19 protein-coding genes are annotated in these 26,987 nt (G+C 68.8%); 14 read left to right on the top strand and 5 right to left on the bottom strand.

The genetic code is table 11. The features are described 5' to 3' along the window. Positions 1-112: 112 nt before the first annotated feature. On the bottom strand, positions 113-2,683 hold the full coding sequence (locus ITJ49_RS06760; RefSeq protein WP_194603140.1) for a glycosyltransferase: 2,571 nt from the start codon (positions 2,681-2,683) through the stop codon (positions 113-115). Positions 2,684-2,835: 152 nt separating this feature from the next. Between ITJ49_RS06760 and ITJ49_RS06755 the strand changes: the two genes are divergently transcribed. The 3 genes from ITJ49_RS06755 to ITJ49_RS06745 all read left to right on the top strand — a co-directional run bounded on the left by ITJ49_RS06755 (position 2,836) and on the right by ITJ49_RS06745 (position 8,313). Beyond that, complete coding sequence (locus ITJ49_RS06755; protein ID WP_194603137.1) at positions 2,836-3,858, top strand: glycosyltransferase family 2 protein; 1,023 nt, start codon at positions 2,836-2,838, stop codon at positions 3,856-3,858. A 265-nt stretch (positions 3,859-4,123) separates the two neighbouring features. Further along, positions 4,124-6,205: a lysozyme gene (locus ITJ49_RS06750; protein ID WP_194603134.1), complete on the top strand. Its 2,082-nt coding sequence runs from the start codon at positions 4,124-4,126 to the stop codon at positions 6,203-6,205. Beyond that, positions 6,202-8,313 (top strand): hypothetical protein, encoded by a 2,112-nt coding sequence (locus ITJ49_RS06745; protein ID WP_194603131.1) that lies wholly within the window; start codon positions 6,202-6,204, stop codon positions 8,311-8,313. Before ITJ49_RS06750 ends, ITJ49_RS06745 begins: the two co-directional genes overlap by 4 nt. A 211-nt stretch (positions 8,314-8,524) precedes the next feature. On the opposite strand, the gene ITJ49_RS06740 is transcribed toward ITJ49_RS06745, so the two are convergent. Together ITJ49_RS06740 and ITJ49_RS06735 are read right to left on the bottom strand one after the other, a co-directional pair. After that, positions 8,525-9,841 (bottom strand): exopolysaccharide production protein, encoded by a 1,317-nt coding sequence (locus ITJ49_RS06740; protein WP_194603129.1) that lies wholly within the window; start codon positions 9,839-9,841, stop codon positions 8,525-8,527. A gap of 35 nt (positions 9,842-9,876) precedes the next feature. Then, positions 9,877-11,253 (bottom strand): O-antigen ligase, encoded by a 1,377-nt coding sequence (locus ITJ49_RS06735; protein WP_194603127.1) that lies wholly within the window; start codon positions 11,251-11,253, stop codon positions 9,877-9,879. 135 nt (positions 11,254-11,388) lie between these two features. On the opposite strand from ITJ49_RS06735, the gene manA reads away from it, so the two are divergent. Next, positions 11,389-12,600 carry a mannose-6-phosphate isomerase, class I gene (gene manA, locus ITJ49_RS06730; protein WP_194603125.1) on the top strand — a complete coding sequence of 404 codons (1,212 nt, stop codon included), beginning with the start codon at positions 11,389-11,391 and terminating at the stop codon, positions 12,598-12,600. A gap of 177 nt (positions 12,601-12,777) precedes the next feature. On the opposite strand, the gene ITJ49_RS06725 is transcribed toward manA, so the two are convergent. Beyond that, positions 12,778-13,731 (bottom strand): GlxA family transcriptional regulator, encoded by a 954-nt coding sequence (locus ITJ49_RS06725; protein WP_194603123.1) that lies wholly within the window; start codon positions 13,729-13,731, stop codon positions 12,778-12,780. Between the two features lie 121 nt (positions 13,732-13,852). On the opposite strand from ITJ49_RS06725, the gene galE reads away from it, so the two are divergent. The 4 genes from galE (at position 13,853) to ITJ49_RS06705 (ending at position 19,958) form a co-directional block, all read left to right on the top strand. After that, entirely contained in the window at positions 13,853-14,815 is a 963-nt protein-coding gene (galE, locus tag ITJ49_RS06720; RefSeq protein ID WP_194603121.1) for a UDP-glucose 4-epimerase GalE, read from the top strand. A gap of 506 nt (positions 14,816-15,321) precedes the next feature. Next, the gene (locus ITJ49_RS17970; RefSeq protein ID WP_055962080.1) at positions 15,322-15,600 is read left to right on the top strand and encodes a WhiB family transcriptional regulator; all 279 of its coding nucleotides are present in this window, start codon (positions 15,322-15,324) and stop codon (positions 15,598-15,600) included. A 97-nt stretch (positions 15,601-15,697) separates the two neighbouring features. Then, positions 15,698-18,532 carry a glycosyltransferase gene (locus ITJ49_RS06710; RefSeq protein WP_194603119.1) on the top strand — a complete coding sequence of 945 codons (2,835 nt, stop codon included), beginning with the start codon at positions 15,698-15,700 and terminating at the stop codon, positions 18,530-18,532. Beyond that, positions 18,525-19,958, top strand: coding sequence for a DUF5719 family protein (locus ITJ49_RS06705; protein ID WP_194603117.1), 1,434 nt, complete (start codon positions 18,525-18,527; stop codon positions 19,956-19,958). Before ITJ49_RS06710 ends, ITJ49_RS06705 begins: the two co-directional genes overlap by 8 nt. A 145-nt stretch (positions 19,959-20,103) precedes the next feature. Here the strand turns inward: ITJ49_RS06705 and ITJ49_RS06700 are convergent, their stop codons facing one another. Continuing rightward, positions 20,104-20,601, bottom strand: coding sequence for a metallopeptidase family protein (locus ITJ49_RS06700; protein WP_194603115.1), 498 nt, complete (start codon positions 20,599-20,601; stop codon positions 20,104-20,106). 59 nt (positions 20,602-20,660) lie between these two features. On the opposite strand from ITJ49_RS06700, the gene ITJ49_RS06695 reads away from it, so the two are divergent. The 6 genes from ITJ49_RS06695 (at position 20,661) to ahcY (ending at position 26,916) form a co-directional block, all read left to right on the top strand. Continuing rightward, positions 20,661-20,873 (top strand): DUF3499 family protein, encoded by a 213-nt coding sequence (locus tag ITJ49_RS06695; RefSeq protein WP_194603113.1) that lies wholly within the window; start codon positions 20,661-20,663, stop codon positions 20,871-20,873. Continuing rightward, a complete protein-coding gene (locus ITJ49_RS06690; protein WP_194603111.1) occupies positions 20,863-22,284 on the top strand; it encodes a phosphomannomutase/phosphoglucomutase in 1,422 nt (473 codons plus the stop codon). The genes ITJ49_RS06695 and ITJ49_RS06690 overlap by 11 nt, the downstream gene beginning before the upstream one ends. Before the next feature lie 178 nt (positions 22,285-22,462). Further along, the gene (locus tag ITJ49_RS06685) at positions 22,463-22,759 is read left to right on the top strand and encodes a metal-sensitive transcriptional regulator (RefSeq protein ID WP_055959363.1); all 297 of its coding nucleotides are present in this window, start codon (positions 22,463-22,465) and stop codon (positions 22,757-22,759) included. Between the two features lie 25 nt (positions 22,760-22,784). Then, positions 22,785-23,027, top strand: a complete 243-nt coding sequence (locus tag ITJ49_RS06680; RefSeq protein WP_194603110.1) for a heavy-metal-associated domain-containing protein — start codon at positions 22,785-22,787, stop codon at positions 23,025-23,027. After that, positions 23,024-25,348 carry a cation-translocating P-type ATPase gene (locus ITJ49_RS06675; RefSeq protein WP_194603108.1) on the top strand — a complete coding sequence of 775 codons (2,325 nt, stop codon included), beginning with the start codon at positions 23,024-23,026 and terminating at the stop codon, positions 25,346-25,348. The genes ITJ49_RS06680 and ITJ49_RS06675 overlap by 4 nt, the downstream gene beginning before the upstream one ends. A 77-nt stretch (positions 25,349-25,425) precedes the next feature. Further along, positions 25,426-26,916 (top strand): adenosylhomocysteinase, encoded by a 1,491-nt coding sequence (gene ahcY / locus ITJ49_RS06670; RefSeq protein ID WP_194603106.1) that lies wholly within the window; start codon positions 25,426-25,428, stop codon positions 26,914-26,916. The last annotated feature ends 71 nt before the right edge of the window (positions 26,917-26,987 follow it).

Here is a 26,987-nt window from a genome sequence, read left to right as displayed (position 1 = left end):
CGTACCTCATCCTTGGAAAACCTGGAAACTATACCCCGGCCTCCTGGATCGGGCGGGGCATGGCAAACGCACTGAGGGGCGCGTGGGGGCCGCTGGTCGTCTTTTTTGGAGACTACTTGCCGTACTTGCTCGCTCGGCTCGTCGCGAGGCGAGTCTGCACCTTGGTGCGGAGGCCGCCGATGCCACCGTCGGTGAGGTAGAAGCGTGCGAGAGCGATATCACGGCCGACGCCGTGCCGGCGGTTCGCGATCGCGTGGAACTTCTCTTCGCTGGTTTGCGGCGAGCGACCGCGGGGGTTCCGGACGACGCTGCCGCGGGAGGCCCCGAGCGGCTCGCCGACCAGAGCGGCCCGGTCGGGGGCCACGTGGGGGTCGCGGCAGAACTCGACCAGCGGTGCAAGCGCCCGCTCCCAGGTGAACTCCTCGCGGATCCTGGAGACGTTCTTTCGGGCTTCGGCGATCGCCTCGTCGTCGTAGAGCATCGACTCGAGGGCGTTCGCGAGGGCGTCGACGTCGCGCTCGGGCACGGAGACGCCCATGCCCTCGGCGCCGACGAGGTCGCCGAAGCTGTCGCCGCGCGTCGTGACGATAGGGAGGTTTGCCCACATGTAGTCGAGGATGCGGGTGCGGAACGAGAACGTCGTCTCGATGTGGTCGTAGTGCGTCGAGACACCGGCGTCGGCCTCGAGCAGGTAGTTCTGGCGGTCGTCGAGCGCCACCCACTGCTCGTTGAAGAAGACGTTCTTGCCGCTGACTCCGAGCTGGGAAGCCAGCTCGCGGGTCTTCGACACGATCGCCATCTCGGGAACGTCGGGGTTCGGGTGCGCGACCCCCAGGAAGAAGAGCCGCACGTCGGGGCGGCGCTCGGCCAGCTGGGCGATGGCGCGCACCAGGGTCTGGGTGTCGAACCAGTTGTAGATTCCGCCGCCCCAGATGACGACCTTGTCGGTCTCGGAGATTCCGGGAACGACGCCGCGGATCGCCTTGCGGGTCTTCTGCGGCGGCGTGCTGTCCATGCCGAAGGGGGCGATCGCGATGAGGTTCTCGAGGTTTTCGTCGGCCGCGTAGTTTTCCGGGTTGATCCGGCCGAGACCCGCGAGCTGCCCGAGCCAGAAGAGGCGCTGACGCTCGGAGGCGCAGAGGAAGAAGTCGCCGCGGAGTAGCTGCTCGTTAAGCACGTCGGTCGACGACTGCACCTGGTTCTTCCACTGGGCGAGACCCCACTCGCGGCCCTGCTCGAGCTGCTCGAGGTGCATCGGGTCGTAGAGGTCGGCGACCATGATCTTGTTGGAGTGCTTGAGCGTCGTGAAGTGGTGCAGGGCGTGACCCTGGAAGAAGATCACGTCGGCCCACTCCTCGTGGACCTTCATCTCGCGCTCGTTCTGGAGGCGGACTCGCTCGACCTCGAACTTGTCGGACTGGCGATTGGCCACGTTCCAGGTGAGGAGGCGGACGTCGCTGTGCTCGGAGAGGGCCTCCGAGATCTTCCAGGCGCGCATGGCAGGCCCGGCCATCTTCTCGCCGATGGCATCGCCCGTGATCACCAGGATGTGGCGACGCTGGGTGTGCTCGACGATGCCGAAGGCATCGACGATCGAGTGCAACCCGTCAAGGAAGTACGAGTCGGAGAAGAGCGGCTTGAAGATGTCGCCGAACAGGCGGAACAGGTCGCCGTCAGTGCGCTGACGCTGCGACTGCAGCTCGTCGCGGGTCTGCTGGAGCGACGGGAGCTCTTGCACGAACTGGTCGAGGGCGAAGAGGCCGGCAACCGTGTCTTTGTTGACGGGGGTGTCGCGTTCGAACTCGTCGGCAGCACCCGTGAAGCGCCGGATGTCGAACATCTCGGAGTCGAGGCCGCTCTTGGCGACCGCGCGGCGAGCGAGCAGGGCGAGGGCCCCCGGCAGGAACTTGGCGAGGCTGTTGTCGTCGAGGTTCTTGAAGAGCAGGATCAGGGCGTTCCGCTCGAGGAGGTACATCTCGCGGTACTCGCCGAAGCTCTTCATCGAGCCGTGGTGCTTGTGGTAGACGACTGACTCGGGGGCGAAGCGCACCCGGTAGCCGAGCAGGTTGAGACGCCAGCCGAGGTCGACGTCGTCGTAGAACATGAAGAGGCGCTCGTCGAAGCCGCCGACCTCGTGGAAGATCGCCTTGCGCACGAAGAGCGCGCTGCCAGTACCGAAGAGGATGTCGCGCGGGGTGTCGAACTCGCCGGTGTCGATCTCGGTGACGCGGTCTTTGTAGCCCATGCCGAACCAGGTGAGGCTGCCCTGGACGAAGTCGATCGCCTTGCCCTCCCAGTCGAGCACCTTCGAGCCGACGGCCGCGACCTTGGGGCTCACGGCGAACTGGCCGAGCGCGGCGCGGATCCAATCGACCGACGGCTTGGCGTCGTTGTTGAGGAACGCGACGAACTCGCCGCGAGCCTTCTTTGCTCCGAGGTTCGACCCGCCGGTGAACCCGAGGTTGTCGGGGGAGACGATCAGAGTGACGTTCTTCTGGTCGCCGAGGGCGGCGCGGAGACGGGTCTCGCTGTCGTCGCCGGAGCCGTTCTCGACGATCACGATCTCGAGCTGGTCGGTCGGCCAATCGACATCGTTGAGGCGGGCAACGCACTCGAGGGTGTCGTCGGTGCCTCGGAAATTGACGATGACGACGGAGACGACACTCGACGTGGATACTGACAAGAAGATGCTCCAACACGTTGGCGATAGGTGGTTCGGCCCCGGGAGGCGGTCTCACTATAGCCATGCGATCTTTCGAGTCGGTGGCGACCTCCCCAGGCTTCTGGAATACCTCACAGTCGTGTGAAAGATTCGATGTCGGGCAGACTTGGCGCATGCGCGCATCCGTCATCGTGGTCAACTGGCGGCAGCCCGAGCTGACACTCCGGGCGCTCGACGCCCTGGCTCGGCAGGTTCCCTCGAGCGGCTTCGAGGTCGTGCTCGTCGAGAATGAGGCGAGGCCGGGCGGCACCGACGTCATCCGGCGGGCCCACCCCGAGGTGATCGTGGTCGAAGAGCCCACGAACTCGGGCTTTGCCGGGGGAGTGGCGCGGGGCATCGCGGCGGCGACCGGCGACGTGATCGTGCTCGTCAACAACGACGCCGTGCCGGATCCTGGATTCGTCGCCGCGGGGCTTGCCGCCCTCGACGCTGCCGGGCCCACCTACGCGGCCGTGAGCGCGGCCGTGATGCTCGAGGGGCTGTTCGCCTCGACCGGCACCCCGGGCCCGCACGCGCTCGTCGGTCTCGACGGCGCCCTCTGGGCGAGAACCGAGGATCCGACGCGCGGCACCGCCGTGATGAACGGCACCGGAATCGAGATGACGCGTGACGGCAACGGCTACGACCGTGACTGGCTCGCGCCGGCCAACGACGTCTCGTTGCGCTCCGACCCCTTCGGATTCTCAGGCGGAGCGGCTTTCCTCCGTCGCGACGCGCTCGACGCGGTCGGCGGATTCGACGACGACCTCTTCATGTATTACGAAGACCTCGATGTCTCGTGGCGATTTCGACTGGCCGGGCTCCGCATCGGCTTCGCTCCCGAGGCGCGGATCGTGCACCGGCATGCGGGTAGTTCGTCGAGCGGCTCGGAGCTCATTCGGCGCCAGAGTATCCGCAATCGGCTCGCCGTCGTGCTGCGGAACGGGAGTGCGACGTTCATCATTCGAGTTGTGCTTCGAACGCTCGCACGACTCGTAAGAGACACGCTTAATCCCGGTCAGGCCTATCTTTCGCGGGACGCGTGGCGCGGGGTGCTGCGCGAGCTGCCCGGGCTGGTGGCAGGGGCTCGGCGCAAGCGGCGGGCGGACCGGATCCTCGGTTCACGCCGTCGTGAAGTAGAGAATCTGCTCGGCTGACCCTTGGCGAATCCTGAGTGCGACCTTGATGCGAGCCGAAGAATCGTCCCCCATCGCGCCCCTATCGGGGGACATTCGCGCCCTGGTGCATGTGACTCGTGTGACTTACGGTGGAGAAGTCGAGTGCTCGTGAGCACCCTCCACGCGGACGTTCGGGCGTCCACGATCAGCGTGGAACCGCCAATGGCGGCGGGTTCAGCGGGGTTCGATCCATAGCCAGATGCCATACGGGAGGCACCCCTTTGCTTACGTACCCCACCGTCGCGTGCGCGACATCCGCGCGCGCCACGGCGCCGACGTCCGGCCGCCGACGATGACCGCCCCGCGCCGCGCCACCCTTCGGGCTGTGGTCGGGGTGACCGCCGTTGTCGCCATCGCCGCCTCGGGCGTGCTGCTCGGCACCGCTGCCGTCGCCGCGACCCCCACCCCGGCGCCGACTGTCGCAGCCACGGCCCCTGCCGCCGCGAGCGGCAGCACCACCGCCGACGCTGCCGCGACCGCCGAGCCGACCCCGGCCTCGACCACCGCGCCGACCGCAGCCCCCGCCGCGCCGTCCTCGGGCGGCGCCACCTCCGACGCCGAAGCCAACGCGGCTGACGTGGTCGACGGCTCGGCCGCCGACACCGACCCGTCGCTCGCCGTTCAAGACGCCTCCGGCAACCACACGATGGGCTCGTCGCTCGCCGAGACCGAGGTCGCGCCGACCCAGCAGTTCCGGGTGCAGTCGAATGCCGCGACGACGAAGTCGGTCTCGGGCGCCTCGTCGTCGAACATCAAGGGCATGGACGTCAGCGGCTGGCAGACCAGTGTCAACTGGGCCTCCAGCTACAAGCAGGGCGCCCGCTTCGCCTACGTCAAGGCCACCGAGAACACCAGCTACAAGAGCTCGCTGTTCAGCTCGCAGTACAGCGGCGCGCGCAAGGCGGGCATGTACACGGGGGCGTATCACTTCGCGCACCCGGGCGAGACCTCGGGAGCCGCGCAGGCCGCCTACTTCGTGAACAACGGTGGTGGCTGGTCGGCCGATGGCAAGACCCTGCCGCCGCTCCTCGACCTCGAGGCGGGCTGCTGGGGCCTCAGCCAGGGTCAGATGGTCTCGTGGATTAAAGCCTTCTCCGACAAGGTGAAGAGCATGACGGGCATCACCCCGGCCATCTACACCGGCTACTACTGGTGGCAAGACTGCACCGGCGGAAGCAAGGCGTTCAGCGCCAACAAGCTCATGATCGCGAACTACGGCCGCGAGCTGTCGCAGGGCCCGTTCGCCGTGCCGGCCAACTGGAGCGACTGGACGATCTGGCAGTACTCCTCCACCGGTCCGTTCGCCGGCGACTCGAGCGTCTTCAACGGCTCGGCCGCGGCGCTCAAGGGCTTTGTGCTTCCGTCGTCGCTCGTGACGGCCGCTCATTCGCCGAAGGGCAATGTCGACGAGATCAGCACCGTGCCCGGGGGTATCCGAGTGCGGGGATGGACCCTCGACCCCGACAGCAAAAGTTCCATCACCACTCACATCTACGTCGGCTCCAAGGTCGTCTCCGTCAAGGCGAACAAGACCCGGAACGACGTCGCGGCCCAGTATCCGTCATGGGGCGCCGCGCACGGATACGACACCGTCATTCCGGTGGCGAAGGCCAGCTACAAGGTGTGCGTCTACGGGATCAACGTCGGCACCGGCGGCAACACCCTGCTCGAGCCTTGCGTGACCAAGAAGTCGATGGGCCTCAACCCGGTCGGCGTCATCGACTCCGTCACGACCACGCCGACGACCGTGCGGGTCAAGGGCTGGTCGTTCGACGGCGGCACCGCGTCGTCGATCAAGGTCAAGGTCGCTGCTGACTCCGTCTCGAAGACCGTCACCGCCTCCGTCGCGCGCTCCGGGGTGGCCTCGGCCTACCCCGCTTACGGCGGCAAGCACGGTTTCGACGTCACGCTCACCGTTCCGCAGGGCACGCCCAAGGTCTGCGTCACCGGCGTGAACGTGGGCAGCGGGAAGAACGCCACCGTCGGATCCTGCGTCCGCGCCACAGTGAACAACCTGCCCCGGGGCAGCGTCGACAGAATCGTCGCCGGCAAGGGCACCGTGACCGTGTCGGGCTGGATGGTTGACACCGACACTCCCAAGACGGCGATCCGCGGCGCGCTGCACGTCGGCAAGATCCACTCCTACTTCGCTGCCGGGAACACCCGCAACGACGTCGGGCGCAAGTACCCGGCCTACGGGGCGAAGCACGGATTCTCGTCGACCGTGAAGATTCCGAAGGGCAAGAAGCACGTCTGCGTGTACGGGATGGACTCCAGCAAGGGCAAGAACCCCGTGCTGAAGTGCGCCTACGTCACCGTGAAATGACCACCGCCGCACGACGCCTCGTCGCACTCGCCGTCGCCGCGAGTGCGGCGGCGGCGCTGCTCACCGGCATCCAGTTCGTCTCGGCGCCGAGCCCCGCCGAGGCGCTCTCCGGGTCGCAGTTCGATGCCGGAAACATCGTGAGCAACGCGGTTTTCTTCGACTCGGATGCTCTGAGCGAGGCGCAGATCCAGACGTTCCTCGCCGGTAAGAGCGGCACCTGCTCGAACACACGGTGCCTCGACATCCTGACGACCACGACGACCAGCCGCGCCGCCGACGCCATGTGCGCGGCGTACGCGGGCGCGAAGAACGAGACCACCGCGCGCATCATCGCGAAGGTCGGCCGGGCCTGCGGCATCAATCCCGAGGTGCTGCTCGTCTCCCTGCAGAAGGAGCAGGGGCTCGTCACCTCCACCGCGCCCTCGACCTACGCCATCGATCGCGCAATGGGATACGCCTGCCCCGACACGGGCAGCGGCTGCGACCCGGCCTACGCCGGCATCTACAACCAGGTCTACCGCGCCGCCTGGCAGTTCAAGCGCTACGCGAACCCGGCCGGCACCTCCAAGTCGTTCACGACCTACACCCCGGGCACGACCGTCGCCGTGCGCTACAGCCCGAGCTCCCCCTGCGGCACCAAGAAGGTGACGATCGCGAACCAGGCGACCGCGAACCTCTACTACTACACGCCGTACACCCCGAACGCCGCGGCCCTCGCGAACCTCTCCGGCACCGGCGACAGCTGCTCCGCCTACGGCAACCGCAACTTCTGGGTCTACTTCTCGAACTGGTTCGGTTCACCGACCGCGGGCACCCCCGCCAGCGGAACTCCCGCGGCCCCCGTGGCGACCACGACCGGGCACGTCGACAAGGCCGTCGGCGGCATCGGAACAATCACGCTCAGCGGGTGGGCCCTCGACCGCACGAGCACCGCGTCGATCTCGGTGTCGGTGGCTTATGGGGCGTCGACGAAGACGCTCGTCGCCTCGGCCGTGCGGGCCGACGTCGGCAAGGTGTACCCGGACTCCGGCTCGAAACACGGCTTCTCGACGACCCTGGCGGCGAGCCCCGGCAGCTACGACGTCTGCGTCACTGCGATCGGCGTCAACAAGGCTGCAAAGCTCGTCTCCTGCACGCCGGTCACGGTAGCCGACCCCTCGCCCTTCGGCGCGGTCGACGTGGTGCGAGCGGCGCCGGGCGGGATCCTCGTCTCCGGATGGGTCGCCGACCCCGAGACCACGTCGTCGATCCGGGCGCGGATCGCCGTCGACGGTAAGACGGTGCACACGATCACCGCGGCCAACTCGCGCCCCGACGTCGCCAAGGCTCACCCCGCGGTCGGAGCCCTCCACGGCTTCTCGACGGTCGTGCCCGCCACGGAGGGAGCGCGCCGGGTGTGCGTGACCGGTGTCAACACCGGACGAGGATCCGATACCCCAGTCGACGACTGCACCACCGTCGCGGTCCTTTCGTCGTCGCCCCGCGGAACGATCGAGAAGGTCACCACCACGCTCCGAACGATCACCGTCTCGGGCTGGGCCATCGACGCCGACACGGCGAAGTCGATCGCCGTGTCGATCGGGGTCGACGGTACGCGTCTCGCCAAGGTCACCGCCTCGGCTGCGCGCCCGGGCGTCGCGACGTCGTACCCGGCCTACGGGGCCGCGCACGGCTTCTCGGCCACCGTCACGGTGAAGCCCGGCACGCACACGCTCTGCGTCGGCGGGATCAACCAGGCGGGCACGGCCGGTACGAGCGGACACATCGCCCCCTGTCGCACGGTGACGACCGACACCAAGCCGAAGGGTGCGCTCGACTCGGTCACGGTGTCGAAGAAGGCCGTCACGGCGAAGGGCTGGGCGTTCGACCCCGACTCGCTTACCACCTCGATCAAGGTCGACGTCTACATCGACGGCAAGGGCTACCGGGTGCCGACGTCGGTCGCACGGGCCGACGTGGCGCGCGTCTACAAGCTACCCGGAGCGCTGCACGGGTACACGCTGACGAAGACCCTCGCCAAGGGCAAGCACACGATCTGCGCCTACGGAATCGGTGCCGACAAGGGCGCGAACACGAAACTCGGGTGCAAGGCGGTCGTGGTCAAGTAGTGCGGCCGGGCGCTCGATCGGCTCAGACCCGTACGCTCGGCTCAGACCCGATCGATCGGCTCAGACCCGCATACTCGGCATAAACAGCGCGCCTAGGAGGCGGGTTTTGGCCGGCTGTGCGGGTCTGTGCCCGTGTGGCGGGTCTGTGCCGATGTGGCGGGTCTGCACGGACGCGATGGTGCAGCGCAACGGGCCCGGGTCGCGCCGGGGATCAGCGGGTGCGGCTGGATCCTGTGTTCGCAGCGAGGTTCTGCCGCCACGAGCGCTTGCGGGCCGAGATCGTCGCGATCGCGACGAACAGCATCAGTGTCCCCTCGAACAGCGGGTAGCTCTCGGCGATCGCGGTCACGGCGACGAGCAGCAGCACGAGCGCCGGCCAGGTGTACGCGACGATCGGGTGCGCCGACGCGGTCAACCAGGAGCGGGTGAAGGCCAGCGCCCCGGCGGCGAGGAGCATGACGAGACCGGCGAGCCCGAGCTGGAACCAGGTGTCGAAGAACGCACCGAGCCCGGTCTCGGAGACACGGCCGCTGACGTTCGTCAGAGTCGAGAACGGGAAGACCTCGGTCGGCCACTGACCGGCGAAGCCCCAGCCGACGAGACTGTGCAGCGAGATGAGCTCGCGGATCTTCGCCCAGAGCTGCAGCCGCACGTCGAGGTCGGAGGTCGCGCCGATCGCCGAGATGAGCCGGCGCCTCGCGAGGTAGGCGAGTACGAGACCGAGCACCACGAGGACCGCCAGGATCACCTGCAAGAGTGCGCGGCGCTCCGGCGGGCTCTGCCGGAGGCTCCGCAGCGCGATTGCCGCGATCACCAGCGCGAGGACGGCGATCGAGGTCACCGGCGAGCTCGCAAAAGTCAGCGTAAGCAGGGCGAGCACCCCGGACGCGACCCCGACGCCGAGCGTGATCGACCGGGTGAACCACTCGACCGCGAACGTCACGAGGGCGAGCGCCGCCAGGAACCCCAGATAGTTGCGGGTGCCGGCCACGCCCTGGATGGGCCCGCCCTCGGCCAGGTTGCCCTGAATGCCGAGGATCGCGATCGGCTGATCGATCAGGATCCCGGAGAGCACTTCGAGAGACAAGGAGACAGTCAGCAGGATCCGCAGCGCATCGCCGGTGGCGCGGATCAGCTGAACCAGGTCGCGCCCCAGGGCCAGATACATGCCGAGCGCCCCGAAGGCGAGCGCGTAGATGACGCCGCCGATCGTGACCCAGGTGTACTGACTCCAGAACGACGAGAGGAAGAAGTAGCCGAACAGCGCCATCAGCGACACCGGCAGGATGCCGTGCCACTCGATGTGGTGCCGAGCACCGAAGAGCGACAACCCCGCCAGGAGCACCAGCGTGACCAGGATCGCGATGGAGCCGGGCCAGCCGATCAGCGCCCGGACGGTGTGGATGCCGAGGGCATACAGCAGGATCGCGACGGTGAGCACCTGGCTGAACGATCCGCCGGCGGAGAAGCCGATCCATGCCGACAGGTAGCGACGCAGGGGGTCGCGGGTCGAGCCGGGCATGGTCACGCCCTCATTGTCTCAGGTGGAGCGGCCGACCCTGATCAGTCGGCGGCGCGGACGACCGTGGCATCGGCGGGGACGACCGCCTCGCCGGGGCGCGTCCACCAGCGGAAGTTGTCGACCCGGGTGGCGTAGCTGACCAGCACGAGCAGCGCCCAACCCCACTCGACGTTGAGCCGCGACTCGCCGATCCCGTGCACGATCAGGATCGAGAGCAGCAGGAGCGGCAGCAGGTCGAGGGTGTTCCACGGGGCGGGCTTGCCGACGCCGAGCATGCGTCGATCGGTCGCCCACCACCACGAGCGCGCCGCGGCCGTGACCAGCACGCCGACGAAGAGCGCGAGGCCGATCCAGCCGAGCTGGAAGAACATGTCGAGGTAGGCGTTGTGAGCCTGCAGGTAGACGACGCCCTTGATCTTGGCGAGCCCCTTGAACGGTTCGAGGTACGGCTGCCACCAGCCGGTCCACCCCCAGCCCACGACCGGGTGCTCGACCGCCAACTCGTAGACCCTCGACCAGATGTAGCCGCGGCCCGTGAGGTCGCTGCTCTTGCCGAGCAGGCGGAGGAGGAGCCCCCAGCCGAGCGAGAGGGCGAGCGCCGCCACCCCGGCAAGCGCGAGAGCCAGGACGCCGACGAGCCAGCGTCGACGGAGGGGGACCCTCCGGGCGAGAACGGCGAAGCCGAGCACCACGGCCACGACCGCGAGGCAGGCGAGCACGGTGGACGACCGGGTCAGGGCGAGGGCGAGGATGGACGAGGCGAGGCCGTACCAGGCCGTGCGCCGGTCGATGACGCGGCCGTGCGCCTGAACGGCGGTGACAACGAGGGCGTACAGCGCGAAGATCGCCAGGAGATTGCTGTTGCCGGGCAGCCCCTGGATCTGGCCACCGGAGAAGAGGGCGTCGCGAGTCCAGAAGAACGCGGCGGGGTGCGGGGGAGTGCAGTCGACGTAGATCGGGCAGAACGGCTGCCGGATGAACACCGCGACAACGAGCTCGAACACCAGCGAGAGCACGACGACCGTGCGCAGGGCGCGGCCGAGGGCCTTCACGATGCCCGTCCACGACGTGGTCGCGACGATGGCGACGGGGGCGATCGTCGTCGCCAACTGGGTGCCGACGCCGAGCAGCGAGCCCACCCGGTACTCCGACCAGACGAGCGAGACGACCATCCACAGCAGCAGGAGAGCCAGGAGAGCGGGCACGCGCGAGAGGCGGGGCGGGTGACGCACCAGGATCACGACGGCCCACGCTACGAGCGCCGCGCAGACGACACCCCAGCCGGCCCAGTTGATCGAATTACGCAGCGGATCGCCGCCGAACAGCACGAGGAAAGCGGCGGTCGCGAAGGCGGTCCGCTCGGTCGCCGGCTTGGCGAGACTCGAGTCGACGCGAGGAAGTGGGCTAGCGACGGCCATGGCGGTAAGGCTAGTCGTTCAGCGCCGCCCTCTGCGGCGTTGGTACCGTGGTCGAACCGCCCGGTGGGCACGCTCGCGTCTGTGAAGACGAGGAGCCAGCGGATGCACCGCCACGAGAGCCACAAGAGGAAAGCCATGTTTCTAGCCATCACCAACGTTCCGCGCGACTACGCGTGGGGTTCGACGACGGCGATCTCGACGCTGCTCGGCCGCAAGCCGTCCGGCCGCCCGGAGGCTGAGCTGTGGCTCGGAGCCCACCCCGGTTCGCCGAGCGTCATCGTCAACCCGGCAGTTGTCGACGGAGCCGACACGCTGGCCGACTGGATCGCCGCGCAGCCTGATCGGACTCTAGGATCCGGGCGCCGCTCACTCCCCTTCTTGATGAAGGTGCTCGCCGCCGCCAAGCCCCTCTCGATCCAGGCGCACCCGACCCCGGAGCAGGCTCGTGACGGCTTCGAGCGCGAGAACCGTGCCGGCGTGCCACTGCAGGCGAGCGAGCGCAACTACAAAGACCCCTTTCCGAAGCCCGAAATCATCTTCGCGCTGAGCGATACCTTCGACGCGCTGTGCGGCTTCCGGGCGCTCGCCGAGACCCGCGCCGACGTCGACGTGCTGGCGGGGGCCGGCGCGTCTGCCGGCGGTGCTGGGTCTGACGCCTTCGACGAGCTCCGCGCCCACCTCGCCGAGTCGCTCGAGGCGACCGTTGCCTGGCTCTTCGACGGTGAGGCCGCTGCCGGCACCGTCGCCGCGGTCGGTCATGCCGCAACCGCCGCCGTGGCCCACGAGTCGGAGTCGGGCGTGCCCGTGTCTGCGACCATCCACACCATCGCCGACCTCGCCGTCGAGTATCCGGGCGATCCGGGCGTCGTCGTCGCGCTCCTCCTCAACCGGGTCACCCTGCAGCGAGGAGAAGCGCTCTTCCTTCCCGCCGGCAACATCCACGCCTACCTCGGCGGCCTCGGCATCGAGCTCATGGCGCCGAGCGACAACGTGCTGCGCGGCGGGCTGACCCCGAAGCACGTCGACGTGCCCGAGCTCCTCCGCGTGCTCGACTTCGACGAGCTCCCCCTGCCGTACCTGAAGCCCACCGAGGCCGGCGCCGGCGTCGAGCGCTTCGACCCGACCGGTGTCGGGTTCGCCCTGCTGCACGTGCAGCCCGGCGAGGCGGGTGCGGTCGTCCAGCTCGGCGGGCCGTCGATCGTGCTCGTGACCAGCGGAGAGCTGCACCTCAAGGGCCAGGACGGCAACATCAAGGTCGGAGCGGGCGAAGCGGTCTACGTCACGCCCGACGAGTGGCGCCTCGCCGTGACGGGGTCGGGCGAGGCGTTCGTGGCGACTGCCGCGTAACGGACCGCGGCGTCGGGCTGGTAGCGGCCGGGCCGGATCCTGACCTCTGCACTGCTCTCTAGGTACAACTGCTCCGTTTGCAAATTCGAAGGAAAAACGTGCGGCGGGCAACGAAGACAGCAGGATCCGGCGGGGTCGGCTTCGCAAATCACCTTCAGATTTGCAGCGGCCGCACGCCTACGACGCCAGCGCGGAGGCGAATGTCCGCCGGTACGCGGTCGGCGTCGTCTGCAGCACGCGCGCGAAGTGGTGCCGGAGCACGGCCGCCGATCCGAACCCGGTGGCCTGCGCGATCGACTCGAGCGTGTCGTCGGTCGCCTCGAGGAGCTGCTGAGCGCGCAGCAGCCGCTGCCGATTGAGCCATGCCCCGGGCGTCGTGCCCACGTCGGCGCGGAACCGCCTCGCGAACGTGCGCGGTGACATCAGCGCGCGCCGGGCGAGTTCGTCGACGGTGAGCTCGCGGTCGAGGTGCACGAGCATCCAGTCCATGACGCCCGCGAGCGAGTCGGAGCAGCGCTCGGTTATCGGCGCCGCGATGAACTGCGCCTGGCCGCCGTCGCGCTGTGCGGGCGTGACCATGCGGCGGGCGATCGCGTTGGCCGGCCCGGCGCCGAGCTCGCGCCGCACGAGATGGAGGCACGCGTCGATCCCGGCCGAGGTGCCGGCGCTGGTCACGATCGAGCCCTCGTCGACGTAGAGCACATCGGGGTCGACTGTGACGGCCGGGTACTGCGCTCGGAGCTCCTCGGCGTGCATCCAGTGGGTCGCCGCCCGCCGCCCGTCGAGCAACCCGGTCGCCGCCACCACGAAGGCTCCGCTACAGATGCTGAGGATGGTCGTGCCGGCCGCGTGGGCCCGCCGGAGAAAGTCGAGGTAGGCCGGATCGACTGCTCCCGTGCCGTGCGCCGGAACGACCACGAGGTCGACCCCCTCGGCCCGCTCCAGGCCGTCGTCGACGACGAGGTCGAAGCCGAGGCTCGTTCGAACCCGCCCCGGGTGCGCGGTGACGACCCGGAAGTCGAAGGCGGGGCCGCCAGTGTCGCGCCGGTCGATGCCGAAGACCTCGCACGCGACGCCGAACTCGAACGGCGGCAGACCCTCGACGGCGAGGACGGCGACGGAGCGGAGCATGGTGCCTCCAGGTTCATGAAGCGGGAAGTGGCGGATTCTCGATGACACCACGAATCCTGCCACAGGACACCCCTCGCCCACAGCAAAGGATCCGATAGCTCGTCACGATAGGTTGGCCACCATGGCTTGGTTGGTTACCGGAGGATCCGGGTACATCGGTTCGCATGTAATTCGCGCGTTGGCAGGGGAGGGGCTGGATCCTGTGGTCCTCGACGATCTGTCGAGCGGAATCGAGTCGTTCGTGCCGGACGGCGTGCCGTTCGTGCGCGGGACGATCCTCGATCAGGCCCTGGTCGAGAAGACCATCGACGACTACGGGGTCACCGGCGTTATTCACGTCGCCGGCTACAAGTACGCCGGGGTCTCGGTCCAGCGGCCGCTGCACACCTACGAGCAGAACGTGACCGGCACGGCGGTACTCCTCGCCGCGATGGCCGCCAAGGGCGTCGACCGGATCGTCTTCTCGTCGAGCGCCGCCGTCTACGGGGTGCCGCCGACCGACGTCGTCACCGAAGACACACCGAAGTCGCCCGAGTCTCCGTACGGCGAGTCGAAGCTCATCGGCGAATGGTTGCTGCGCGACCAGGGCGTCGCGACTGGCCTGCGCCACACCAGCCTCCGCTACTTCAACGTGGTCGGGTCGGGTGAGCCCTCGCTCTACGACGCGAGCCCGCACAACCTGTTCCCGCTGGTGTTCCAGGCTCTCCTCGACGGCCGGGTGCCCAAGATCTTCGGTGACGACTACGCCACCCCCGACGGCACCTGCGTGCGTGACTACGTGCACGTCTCTGACCTCGCTCTGTCGCACGCCGTCGCGGCGCGCAAGCTGGATGCGGGCGAGACTCTCGAGCCGGCCTACAACCTCGGGTCGGGCGACGGCTCGAGCGTGAAGCAGATCATGGACGCCATGGCCGAGGGAACGGGCATCGATTTCGAGCCCGAGATAGCCACGCGCCGCGCCGGGGACCCCGACCGGATCGTGGCCGAGGGTGTGCTCGCGGGCCGCGACCTCGACTGGAAGATGCGCCACACGCTGCTCGAGATGGTGCAGAGCGCCTGGGCGGCACGTCAGGCGGCCGAGTAGCGGAGGCTGTGGGGCTTGGCGGCTGGGGGCTGGCGGCTCCTAGCTCGCAGCCCGATGGGCTCGCGCGCACGGCCAATCGGCCCACAGAGACGCGAAAGGGCCCAAAGTGGCGCCGACAGGCCAATCAGACGCCCTTTTGGGCACTCTCGCAGGCAACCCCGGCAGCCTTGCAGACGTACCCCGGCGTGTCCCCGCAAATGCGGATCGCGACACGCCCGAGACACAAATGACCCTCATTCAGCGGTCGAGCCTTTTATGATGCTCGACTTGACGTACCCCTAGTTACACCGGTGTAATTACGTTGTTGCGACCAACCGGGAAGCAACAGCACCGAGGGGAGATGCGCAGTGGCCATTCACAATGGGGCACACGACTTCGAGTCGCCTGACCAGCGACACCTCGACGCCCAGCGTCACCTCGACAGCCAGCGGCACCTCGAGGCAGCGGCCGACGAACTCCTCGCCGGAGGGCGTGCGTCCGGCTCGATCGTTCCCGACAACTGGCACATCGACCCGGTTCAGCTCGGCGTTCCCGGTGTTCGCCGTCCCGTCGTCGACGAAGAAGAGAACCCTCTCGCCTGGCAGGCCGACTCTCTCTGCGCCCAGACCGACCCCGAGGCCTTCTTCCCCGAAAAGGGCGGATCGACCCGCGACGCCAAGAAGATCTGCGCCACCTGCGACGTCAAGTCGCAGTGCCTCGAGTACGCCCTGCAGAACGACGAGCGCTTCGGCATCTGGGGCGGCCTCTCTGAGCGCGAGCGTCGCAAACTCCGCAAGCGCGCGTAACCACACGCCGCGGTTGCAGAACCGTACCTATGAATCGCTGCGGCGCGCCCACCGGGTGCGCCGTCTCGCGTTTCCGGGCTCGTAGAGTCTCACCGTCATGCAGCCGAGAGTCACAGCGATCCTCGTCGCCCCCAGCGGAGCGACCACCCTCGACAGAACCCTCGACGGGCTGTCGCGTCAAAGCCGTCCGCCCGAGGCGCTCGTCGTCGTCGATGCCGGTGGCGAAGGATCCGCGGCAGGTCGCCTAGCCCTCAGCGGTGCGGCGCAGGTGACGCAGGCAAAGGGCGTCGACACGATCGGCGCCGGGGTCGCCCACGCGCTGCGGGTGGTGGGCCCGGCATCGGCCGAGTCGAGCGACGAGTGGCTCTGGATCCTCGGGGCCGATAACGCTCCGGAACCCCGCGCGCTCGAGTATCTGATGGCGACGGTCGAGGTCGCACCGTCGGTGGCGGTGGCCGGACCGAAGCTCATGCGGGCCGACGAACCGGGGGTCATCTCGGAGTTCGGCGAGACGGTCACGCGATTCGGCTCCTCGATCGCGCTCGTCGCCGGGGAGCTCGACCAGGGGCAGCGCGATTCGCGCACCGACGTGCTCGCGGTGGCCGCTGGCGGCATGCTCGTGCGGAGATCGGTCTGGGAGGCGCTCGGAGGATTCGACCCGGCGCTGCCGCACGTCGACTCGTCTCTCGACTTCTCGACCCGCGCGCGTCTCGCCGGGCACCGTGTCGTGCTCGTTCCGACCGCCCGGGTGCTCTCAGACGGTTACCCCGAAGACTTCGGCCGGAAGCCCGGCGGTCACGCCCGCCGCGCGCGACTCCGGAGGGCCGCTCAGCTGCATCGCCGCCTCGTCTACGCGCCCGCCGTCGCGCTGCCGTTCCACTGGCTGAGCCTCGTTCCACTCGCTCTGTTCCGATCGATCTGGCAGTTGCTCGTCAAGAACCCCGGAGCCGTGGTCGGCGAGTTCCGCACCGCGTTCGGCACCGCGTTCGGTCGTTCTCACATTCGCCAGGCGCGGGTCAACTTCGCCCGGACGAAGAAGGTGCCGTGGCGGACGCTCCGCCCCCTGCGGGCCACGTTCTCCGATCTGCGTGAGCGGCGCATCAACGAGCGCGACGCCCAGCTGGCCGGCATCGAGGACTCGACCGAGCCGCGCGCGAGCTTCATCGGATCCGGTGGGCTGTGGATCACCGTTCTGGTCGCCGTCGTCGGAGTGGTCGCGTTCTTCACGCTCCTCGGCTCGCCGGCCGTCACCGGGGGAGGCCTGCTGCCCGTCAGCACCACCGTGTCGTCGCTCTGGCACTCGGTCGGATTCGGCTGGCATGAGATCGGCACCGGCTTCGTCGGGCCCGCCGACCCGTTCGCGGGAATCGTGGCCGTGCTCGGCAGCATCACGTTCTGGTCGCCGTCGACCGGCATCGTCCTCTTCTACTTCGCGGCTCTGCCGCTGTCGGCTGTCGGCGCCTGGCTCGCCGCCCGCCGCATCACGTACCGCTCCTGGGTACCCACGGTCGCGGCCCTCGTCTACGCCGTCTCGCCTCCCGTGCTCGCCGCCCTGCAGGCCGGCCGCCTCGGCGCGGTGGTGACGCACGCCCTGTTGCCGTTCCTCGTGCTCGCGATGATCAAGTCGCACAGCCGGTGGTCGTCGGGAGCTGCTGCATCGATCCTCTTCGCCGTGATCGCTGCCGCGACCCCCTCGCTCATTCCGGCCCTCGTGATCGGCTGGCTCGGCTCGATCGCGGCGCGGCCCCGCGGCACACACCGCATGCTGGCGGTCCCCCTTCCCGCCATCGCGCTGTTCGTGCCCCTGGCGATCGCGCAGATCTCGCGTGGCACCTGGTGGGCGATCTTCGCCGATCCGGGCGCTCCGACGCGTGCCGAGGCGGCTTCACCCCTTCAGCTGGCCCTCGGCTCACCCGAGACCGGCCTGAACGGCTGGACCGACCTCGTAGCCCAGCTCGGTATCACCGGCTCGACCATGGCGATCGTCGTGGTCGTGGCCCTGCTGCCCCTCGGCCTTCTTGCGATCGTCTCGGTGTTCCTCCCCACCCGTGGACGGGCGGTCGCCTGCCTCGCACTCGCACTCGTCGGCTACCTCACCGCAGTGGCGGCGACGCATCTGCAGATCACCGGCGTGGGCAGCTCCACTACCGGGGTCTGGGCCGGCGCCGGCCTCAGCCTCTACTTCGTCGGAATGGTTGGCGCGGCCGCGGTGAGCCTCGACCGCATTCCCCGCTTCACACCGCCCCTCGGATTCCTGTTCGCCGTGCTCGGCATCGCCGCCTCGTTCCCGCTCATCATCGGGATGGTGCTGCAGACCTCTGCGATCGAGGCGTCGAGCGGTCGGATCCTCTCGGCCTACGTCACCGCCGAGGCCGTCGCCAAGCCCGACGTGGGCACTCTCGTGCTCACCCCGCAGCCTGATGGCTCCCTCGCGGTCTCGCTCGAGCGCGGCCAGGGCGAGACCCTCGACCAGCAGTCGACCCTCGACTCGACGCAGCAGCAGCTCTCGTCGACGAGCCGCGACCTCACCACTCTCGCCGGCAACCTGGTCAGCCGAAGCGGCTACGACCCGGCTCCCGTCCTCCGCGAGCTCGGTGTGGGCTTCGTGCTCCTCCGCGACAGCCGAGGTGACGACGCCCGAGCTGCGCTGTCGCAGCGGGCGAAGGAGGCGCTGGACGGAGAAGCGGTGTTCCTGCCCGTCGGCGACACCACGAGCGGCCAGCTGTGGCGCTACGTCGATGCGACCGAGCGCGGTGCGAACCACCCGGGCGATTCGATCGTGCGGCCGATCGTGCTCGGATCCTGGGCTCTGATCTTCGGGTCGGCGCTGCTGCTCGCCATTCCGACGACGCCACGGCGACGCCGGGTGCGCACGGGTGCCCCCGAATCCGAGCAACCCGCCACGACCTTCGACGAGGAGCGAGATGAGTAAGCGTTCGATGGTCTCCGCAGGAGTCCGCACCGGCGTCGGGGTGGTCGCCGTGGCCATCGGAGCGGCAGTGGTCGCGGGAGCGACGCTGCTGCCGCTGCCGACGTTGAGCGAGACGCCGGCCGGCAGGGTCGTCACGCCCGTCGCGCTCGATCAGCAGCGGGTCTGTGCCGGATCCTTGCTCCAGTTGAATGGCGACTCGGGTGCGTCGGCGACGTCGGTCACCGCCGGGTCGGCCGCGCGAACCGTCACCGCCGCCGGATCGGCAGGGTCGGGTGCGGTGCAGAAGCCCACGACCGACTCTCTCAAAGGATCCGACGGCGCGGCCTCCAAGCCCCTCCTGGTGACTGCCGAGGCGAAGGGGTCGACCACGGTTCCCGCCGTCGCGGCGGCCCAGAGCGCGGCCTCGTCGACGTCGGCCCTCAAGGGTTTCGCCGCCTCGCCCTGCGCCGACCCCACCTCGTCGACCTGGCTCGTCGGCGGATCGACCGAGACCGGCCGCACCAGCCTGATCAACCTCGTGAACGCCTCCGACGTCAACTCGACAGTCGACCTCGCGGTCTACGGCGAAGACGGCAAAGTCGAAGGACCGGGGCTGACCGGCATCGTCGTCGCCCCCGGCAGCCAGAAGGTCGTGCCCCTGTCGGGCTTCGCCACGGGCCTCGCCTCGCCGGTCGTGCACGTCGTGAGCCGAGGCGGGCAGATCTCGTCGAGCCTGCAGGTCAGCGTCGTCCGTACCCTCAAGGCTGGCGGCCTCGACACCGTCAGCGCCTCCGCGGCGCCCTCGCGGTCGGTGACCGTTCCCGGCGTCATCGTGCACAGCGACAACGCTCTGCAGACGGCGACGGGCAAAGACGGCTACGGCGATCTGCTGCCGATCCTCCGCACCTACGTGCCCGGCTCTGTGAACGCCCGCATCGCCATCGAGATGCGCACCGCCGACGGCACGGGCGCGACGTTCTCGGTCACGGCGCAGGCCGGGCAGGTGACCGACATTCCCCTCGACGGCTTGGCGACCGGTCAGTACACCGCTTTCGTCACGTCGAACGTGCCCGTCGTGGCCGGAACTCGCACGTCGACGCTGGCGCGTGACGGTGACATCGACCTGGCCTGGGCGGGGGCTGCTCCGTCGCTGAGCGGCTCCACGCTGTTCGCCGTTCCGGCGGGGCCTTCTCCTCGGCTGGTCGTCGCCAACCCCACCTCGAAGGTGGTCAGCGCGACGTTGTCGGTTCGCGGCAAGAGCGCCAAGAAGTTGCAGGTTCCGTCGGGCGGTTCGGTCGCGGTGGCGCTGTCGCCCGACGCGGTCGCATCGCTCTCGAGGGCGAACGGACTGCGCGCGGGCCTCAGCTTCAGCTCGTCGAGCCAGGTCGCCTCGTACGCGCTCTTCTCGCCCACCGCCGTGTCGACGCCGGTGACGGTTTACCCGTAGCGCTGGGCCGCGTTGAGACGCGAGACTCCACGAATGGCCGGTAGAGCGGGGTCACCATGGGTAATTAGTGAAGTCTCGGCGATCAGCGGGCGGCGAGCCGCGGCGAGCGGCGTCTAGCGGCCGAGAGGCCGGGGAGTGCGCGGCGCTAGCGGTCGCGATAGCGGTCGGGTGCCAGCTCCCAGGGATCCTTGCCGAGAAAATCGCCGACCGCCCGAAACACGTAGCCCTCGACGAGCATCCGGTGCTGCCACGGGTCGTCGCCGACCGAGCGGGTCTCGTGGGGACGCGCGAGTCGTTCGATGGGAAGACGGTAAAGAAGGATCCGCCGCCTCACCACATCCACGCGCCACCGATCGAGGCGGGGTGCTCCCGCTGAGCCGAGCGCCCTTGACCGTTCGTCTGCCGTCAGCTCGGCCGTCACTCCGGCCGGCAGCCCGGCCACTTCGAACACGACCCCCTCGAGCTCGTCGGGCCAGAGCTCGCGAAGATACTGGGCGGCGGAGGCGACGATGTCGTCGAAACGATCGATGCGTGTCTCGAGAAAGGGGAGGTGCGGGCCGGCGACCGAGGAGCGCGGGCCGCGGCCGTGGCGATCGCGGAATCCGGATCGGCCGCTGACGCGCGCACTTCGGGATCGAGCCATTCGCTCATGGTAGTCGCGCCTCGGGGAATCCTCCGTTTGTCGGGTTAGGGTGACTCGAGATGAACGCGCGACCCTGCAGCAAGGCCACCTGCCGTGACGAGGCGGTGGCTACTCTCACCTACGACTACGGCGATTCGATGGCCGTTGTCGGCCCTTTGTCGATGGTCGTGGAGCCTCACGGATACGACCTGTGTGCCCGTCATGCCGAGAGCCTGTCGGCCCCGAAGGGGTGGCAGGTCGTCCGCCATGTAGTTTTGGGGCATGACTTCTGACTCGCCCGTTGACCTCACCGCCTTCGTCAAGACGTACGACGTGCGAGGTCTCGTCGGATCGCAGCTGACCCCCGAGGTCGTCGAGGCCTTCGGCGCCGCCTTTGCCGACGAGATCGGCGGTGACGCCACTGAGATCGTGGTCGGGCACGACATGCGCGACTCGTCGCCCGAATTCGCCGACGCCTTCGGTCGCGGAGCTACCGCTCGCGGTGCCAACATCACCCTGCTCGGTCTCTGCTCGACCGACGAGACGTACTTCGCCTCCGGGTCGCGCAACGCCCCGGCCGCCATGTTCACGGCGAGCCACAACCCCGCGACCTACAACGGCATCAAGTTCTCTCGCGCGGGTGCCCAGGGCATCTCGCTCGACACCGGCCTGTCGTCGATCCGCGATCGTGCCTCGGCGTTCCTCGCCAACGGCATCGACGCGGCCCCGACCCCGGGTTCCGTTACGCCCTTCGACGCTCTGCCGTCGTACGCCGCGTACCTGCGCTCGATTGTCGACCTCGCGAAGATCCGCCCGATCACGATCGTCGTCGACGCCGGCAACGGAATGGGCGGGCTCACCGTCCCGGCCGTCCTCGGCACGGCCGCCGGCCTCCCCGAGCTGCCGATTACGATCATCCCGCTCTACTTCGAACTCGACGGCACGTTTCCCAACCACGAGGCCAACCCGCTCGAGCCGTCGAACCTCGTCGACCTGCAGAAGGCCGTCGTCGAGCACGGAGCCGATCTCGGTCTCGCCTTCGACGGCGACGCCGACCGCTGCTTCGTGGTCGACGAGAAGGGCGACGCGGTCACGCCTTCGGCCGTTGCCGCGATTGTCGCCGTGCGCGAGATCGCCCGCGTTCACGCGGCATCGCCCGACGAGCACATCAGCGTGATCCACAACCTCATCACCTCGCGCGCCGTGCCCGAGGCGATCGAGGCCGCGGGTGCCACCCCCGTGCGCACCCGGGTCGGCCACTCGCTCATCAAAGACGAGATGAAGGCCACCGGCGCCATCTTCGGCGGCGAGCACTCGGCGCACTACTACTTCCGCGATTTCTGGGGTGCCGACAACGGCATGCTCGCGGCCCTGCATGTGCTGGCCGAGTTCGGGTCGGGCTCGACGCCTCTCTCTGAGCTCACTGACCACTACACGCCCTATGCCGCGTCGGGCGAGATCAACTCGACCGTGACCGACGTGCCGGCGGCCTACGCCCGGATCGTCGAGGCCTACACGGGCAGCGGCGAGTTCGACGAGCTCGACGGCCTGACCGTCTCGGGCACGTTCGACACCGGCGAGTTCTGGTGGTTCAACGTGCGGCCGTCCAACACCGAGCCGCTGCTTCGCCTGAATGCCGAGGCGGCGACGCCGGGTGGCATGGTGCAGGTGCGGGACGCCGTTCTGGCGCTGATCCGGGCCTAGCGCGCACGGGGCATCTTCCAGGAGATTCTCGCCTTTTCCCTCCCGATTCGTCTCACTTTCGGGGGCCGGTGGGAATCTCCTGGTTTTTGTCCACGCAATACCCCTCGGGGGTACCGTTGGCGGCGGCGGCGGCGTAGGGTTGTGGTACCCCCTAGGGGTATAACCAGCAGGGAGCGGCATGGATCACAGCGCACACGTCGGCTACAGCGGCGACAAAGACCTCATCATCAAGCGCCTCCGCCGTGCCGAGGGGCAGGTTCGCGGCATCCAGCGAATGGTAGAAGACGACACCTATTGCATCGATGTGCTGACCCAGGTCTCCGCAGCAACGAAGGCCCTTGAGACGGTAGCCCTGCAGCTGCTCGACGACCATCTGGCGCACTGTGTCGCCGAGGCCGCTCGCGAGGGTGGCCCGGTCGCCGACGAGAAGATCCGTGAGGCGTCGGCGGCGATCGCCCGCCTCGTCCGCTCCTGATGTCTCCGCGATCGAGAGGAACCCGATGACACCCAGCGACAACACGACCAGCACCACCTTCCTGGTGGACGGGATGACCTGCGAGCACTGCGTCCGCGCCGTGACCGACGAACTCAACGCGGTGCCCGGTGTGACCGGGGTGTCGATTGACCTGCGCCCGGGAGCTTCGAGCTCCGTCACCGTCGCGAGCACCCGCCCGCTGGCTGAGCCCGAGGTGCGCGAAGCCGTCGACGAGGCCGGCTACGACCTGCACCCGGCCGCCTCATGAGTGAGAGCGGTGCCGGCGGCGCGCCCACCCGGATCCTCGACCTGTCGATCGAGGGAATGACCTGCGCAAGTTGCGCCGGGCGGGTGGAACGCAAGCTCAACCGAATCGCCGGGGCAGAGGCGTCGGTCAACCTCGCGACCGAGCGCGCTCGTGTCTCGCTGCCCATCGATGCCGACGATTCCGTCGCTCTCGACGCGGTCTCGGCGGCCGGCTACACCGCGCGAGTCGCCGAAGATCGGCACACCCCGAAACCGCAGGATCCGGCCCACCGCCCGGCATTGCCGACGCCCGCGGGCGCTACCGCTGACGCTCCCGCCGATCACCCCGACCACGATCACGGATCGGCCGACTCGCTTCGGCAGCGCCTCCTCGTCTCGGCTGTTCTCGCTGTGCCCGTCTTGGTGCTCTCGATGGTGCCGGTGTTGCAGTTCACAAACTGGCAGTGGCTCGTCTTCGCCCTGGCTAGCCCCGTCGCCGTGTGGGGGGCTTGGCCGTTCCACACGACGGCGTTCCGCCAGGCGCGACACGGCGGTGTGGGCATGGACACCCTCATCTCACTCGGCGTGATCGCCTCGTATGCGTGGTCGGTGTACGCGCTCTTCTTCGGCGATGCGGGGCTACCGGGGATGCGCATGACCCTGCAGCTCGTGGGGCGGGCCGACGGAGCGTCGAGCGACACGTATCTCGAGGTGGCCTCGACCGTGACGGTCTTCTTGCTCGCCGGGCGATACTTCGAGGCCCGTGCCCGCACGAGCTCGGGGCGAGCGCTGCACGCGTTGCTGTCGCTCGAGCCCCTCGAGGCACGCCGTCTCGTCGACGGGATCGAGACTCGGGTGGCAGTCGCAGAGCTCGCCGCGGGCGACGTCTTCGTCGTGCGCCCGGGCGAGCGGATCGCGGCCGACGGGGTCGTCACGCGCGGTGCCTCGGCCATCGATGCCAGCATGCTCACGGGCGAATCGGTGCCCATCGAGGTGGGCGTGGGTGACACCGTCGCGGGCGGCACCCTGAACGAGGGCGGACATTTGACCGTGCGGGCGACTCGGGTGGGAGCCGACACCCAGCTCGCCCACATCGCACGCCTGGTCGAAGACGCCCAGACCGGCAAAGCCCGCGTGCAGCGTCTAGCCGACCGGGTGTCGGCAATCTTCGTGCCCGTCGTGATCGGCCTGGCGCTCGCCACGCTCATCGGCTGGCTCGCCACGGGACACCCTCCTATCGAGGCGTTCGCCGCCGCGGTCGCGACCGTGATCATTGCCTGCCCGTGTGCACTGGGATTGGCGACGCCCACGGCCCTGCTCGTCGGCACCGGCATCGGCGCGAGCCGGGGCATCGTGATCCGCGGGCCCCAGGTCATCGAGCGAGCCGGAGCGGTCGACACGGTCGTCTTCGACAAGACCGGAACACTGACGACCGGCTCCATGGCACTTATCGAAGTCGTCGCTACGACCGGCGAGACACGGGCACACGTGCTCCGGATGGCGGCCGCCGTCGAAGCCCTGTCGGAGCACCCGGTCGGCCGGGCCATCGTCGCCGGGGCCGTCGCCGAGGGGCAGTCGGACGGCATCGCTCGGGCCGATGATTTCGAAGCGTCGGGTGGATCGGGAGTGCGTGCCCTGGTCGACGGCCACGTCGTGTTCGTCGGTCGACGCGAGTGGGTCGCGAGCGAATGGGCCGTCGACACCGCGAGCGTCTCTGCGGCCGTCGAGGTCTCGGAGGCTTCGGGCCGCACCGCCGTCGTCGTGGCCTGGGACGGCCGTGCTCGCGGCGTCGTCTCGGTGGCTGACACCGTTCGGCCGACCAGCGCTGCCGCTCTCGCCCGTCTGCGTGAGCGCGGTCTCGAACCGATGATGGTCACGGGCGACAACGCGGGTGCGGCCGCCGCAGTGGCCTCCGACCTCGGCATCGAGAGAGTGATCTCTGGAGTGCTGCCCGGAGGCAAGCTCGACGTCATCCGCGCGCTGCAGGCCGAGGGACGCGTAGTCGCCATGGTCGGCGACGGGGTCAACGACTCGGCGGCGCTTGCCGGCGCCGACGTCGGCATCGCCCTGGCAGGGGGATCAGACGCCGCCCTCGAAGCCGGAGACATCACGGTGTTGCGCGACGACCTCCGCCTCGTACCCGACGCTCTCGACCTCTCGCGCCACACCCTTCGCACGATCAAGGTCAATCTCTTCTGGGCATTCGCGTACAACGTGGCGGCTCTGCCGATCGCCATGCTGGGCCTCCTCAATCCGGTCGTGGCGGGCCTCGCGATGGCGCTGTCGTCACTCATCGTGATGGGCAACAGCCTGCTGCTTCGACGCACCGCCCTGCCGAAGTAATCCACAGGTCGCTCGACACCGCTCACAGCCCAGGATCCCAACCCGCGTATTCCGCTTCCCGGTGCGAGAATGGACACATGTCACTCGTCACAGCCCCTCGTCCCGACGCCGCTTTCCGCTATCGCGTGCGCGATCTGTCCCTCGCCGAGTCCGGCCGCCACCAGCTGCGTCTCGCAGAGAACGAGATGCCCGGTCTCATGGCCCTCCGCGACGAGTTCGCCGAGTCGCAGCCGCTCAAGGGCGCCCGCATCGCGGGGTCGCTGCACATGACCGTGCAGACCGCCGTGCTGATCGAGACGCTCACCGCGCTCGGCGCCGAGGTTCGCTGGGCGAGCTGCAACATCTTCTCCACGCAAGACGAGGCCGCGGCCGCCGTCGTCGTGGGCCCGAACGGCACCGTCGACGAGCCCGCCGGCGTGCCGGTCTTCGCCTGGAAGGGCGAGACGCTCGAAGAGTACTGGTGGTGCGCTGCCCAGATCTTCGACTGGAGCGCCGAAGCCGCCGAGTCCGGCGAGACCTTCACCGGTCCAAACATGATCCTCGACGACGGCGGCGACGCCACCATGCTCGTGCACAAGGGCCGCGAGTTCGAGGCCGCGGGCGTCGTTCCCGAACCGGCTGCTGGCGACTCGGCCGAGTGGAAGGTCGTGCTCGAGCTGCTCCGTGCCTCCCTCGACGAGTCGAGCGACCGCTACACGAAGGTCGGCGAGGCCATCCTCGGTGTGACCGAAGAGACCACCACCGGCGTCCACCGCCTCTACGAGCTCGCCCGCGACGGCCTGCTGCTCTTCCCGGCCATCAACGTCAACGACTCCGTGACCAAGTCGAAGTTCGACAACAAGTACGGCATCCGTCACTCGCTTCCCGATGGCCTCAACCGCGCCACCGACGTGCTCATCGGTGGCAAGGTCGCATTCGTGGCCGGCTACGGCGATGTCGGCAAGGGTGCCGCCGAGGCTCTTCGCGGCCAGGGTGCTCGCGTGATCGTCAGCGAGGTCGACCCGATCAACGCTCTGCAGGCGGCGATGGACGGCTACCAGGTCGCCAAGCTCTCGAGCGTGATTGGCGACGTCGACATCCTGGTCACGGGCACCGGCAACGTCAACGTGGTCACGGTCGACGACCTCCTCGGCCTCAAGCACCTCGCGGTCGTCGCGAACGTCGGCCACTTCGACAACGAGATCGACATGGCCAGCCTCGAGTCGCTCGCGGGCGCCGAGCGCATCGAGATCAAGCCGCAGGTGCACGAGTGGCGTCTGCCCACCGGCCGCAGCATCCTCGTCCTCTCCGAGGGCCGCCTCATGAACCTCGGCAACGCCACCGGCCACCCGTCGTTCGTGATGAGCAACTCCTTCACGAACCAGGTGCTCGCGCAGATCGAGCTCTTCACCAAGCAGGAGCTCTACCCGGTCGGCGTCTACACGCTGCCGAAGCACCTCGACGAGAAGGTCGCGCGCCTCCACCTCGATGCCCTCGGCGTTGAGCTCACGACGCTGACCCCCGAGCAGGCCGCCTACATCGGCGTGCCGGTCGAGGGCCCCTACAAGGTCGACCACTACCGCTACTGAGCGGCAGCACGAACCCTCAGGCGCCGAAATCGGGCGGATCCGCGAGTTTCTCGCTGGTCCGCCCGATTTTG

Source organism: Frondihabitans sp. VKM Ac-2883, assembly GCF_015350875.1.
Lineage (GTDB): Bacteria > Actinomycetota > Actinomycetes > Actinomycetales > Microbacteriaceae > Frondihabitans.
This window is presented reverse-complemented; position numbering and strand designations above follow the sequence as displayed.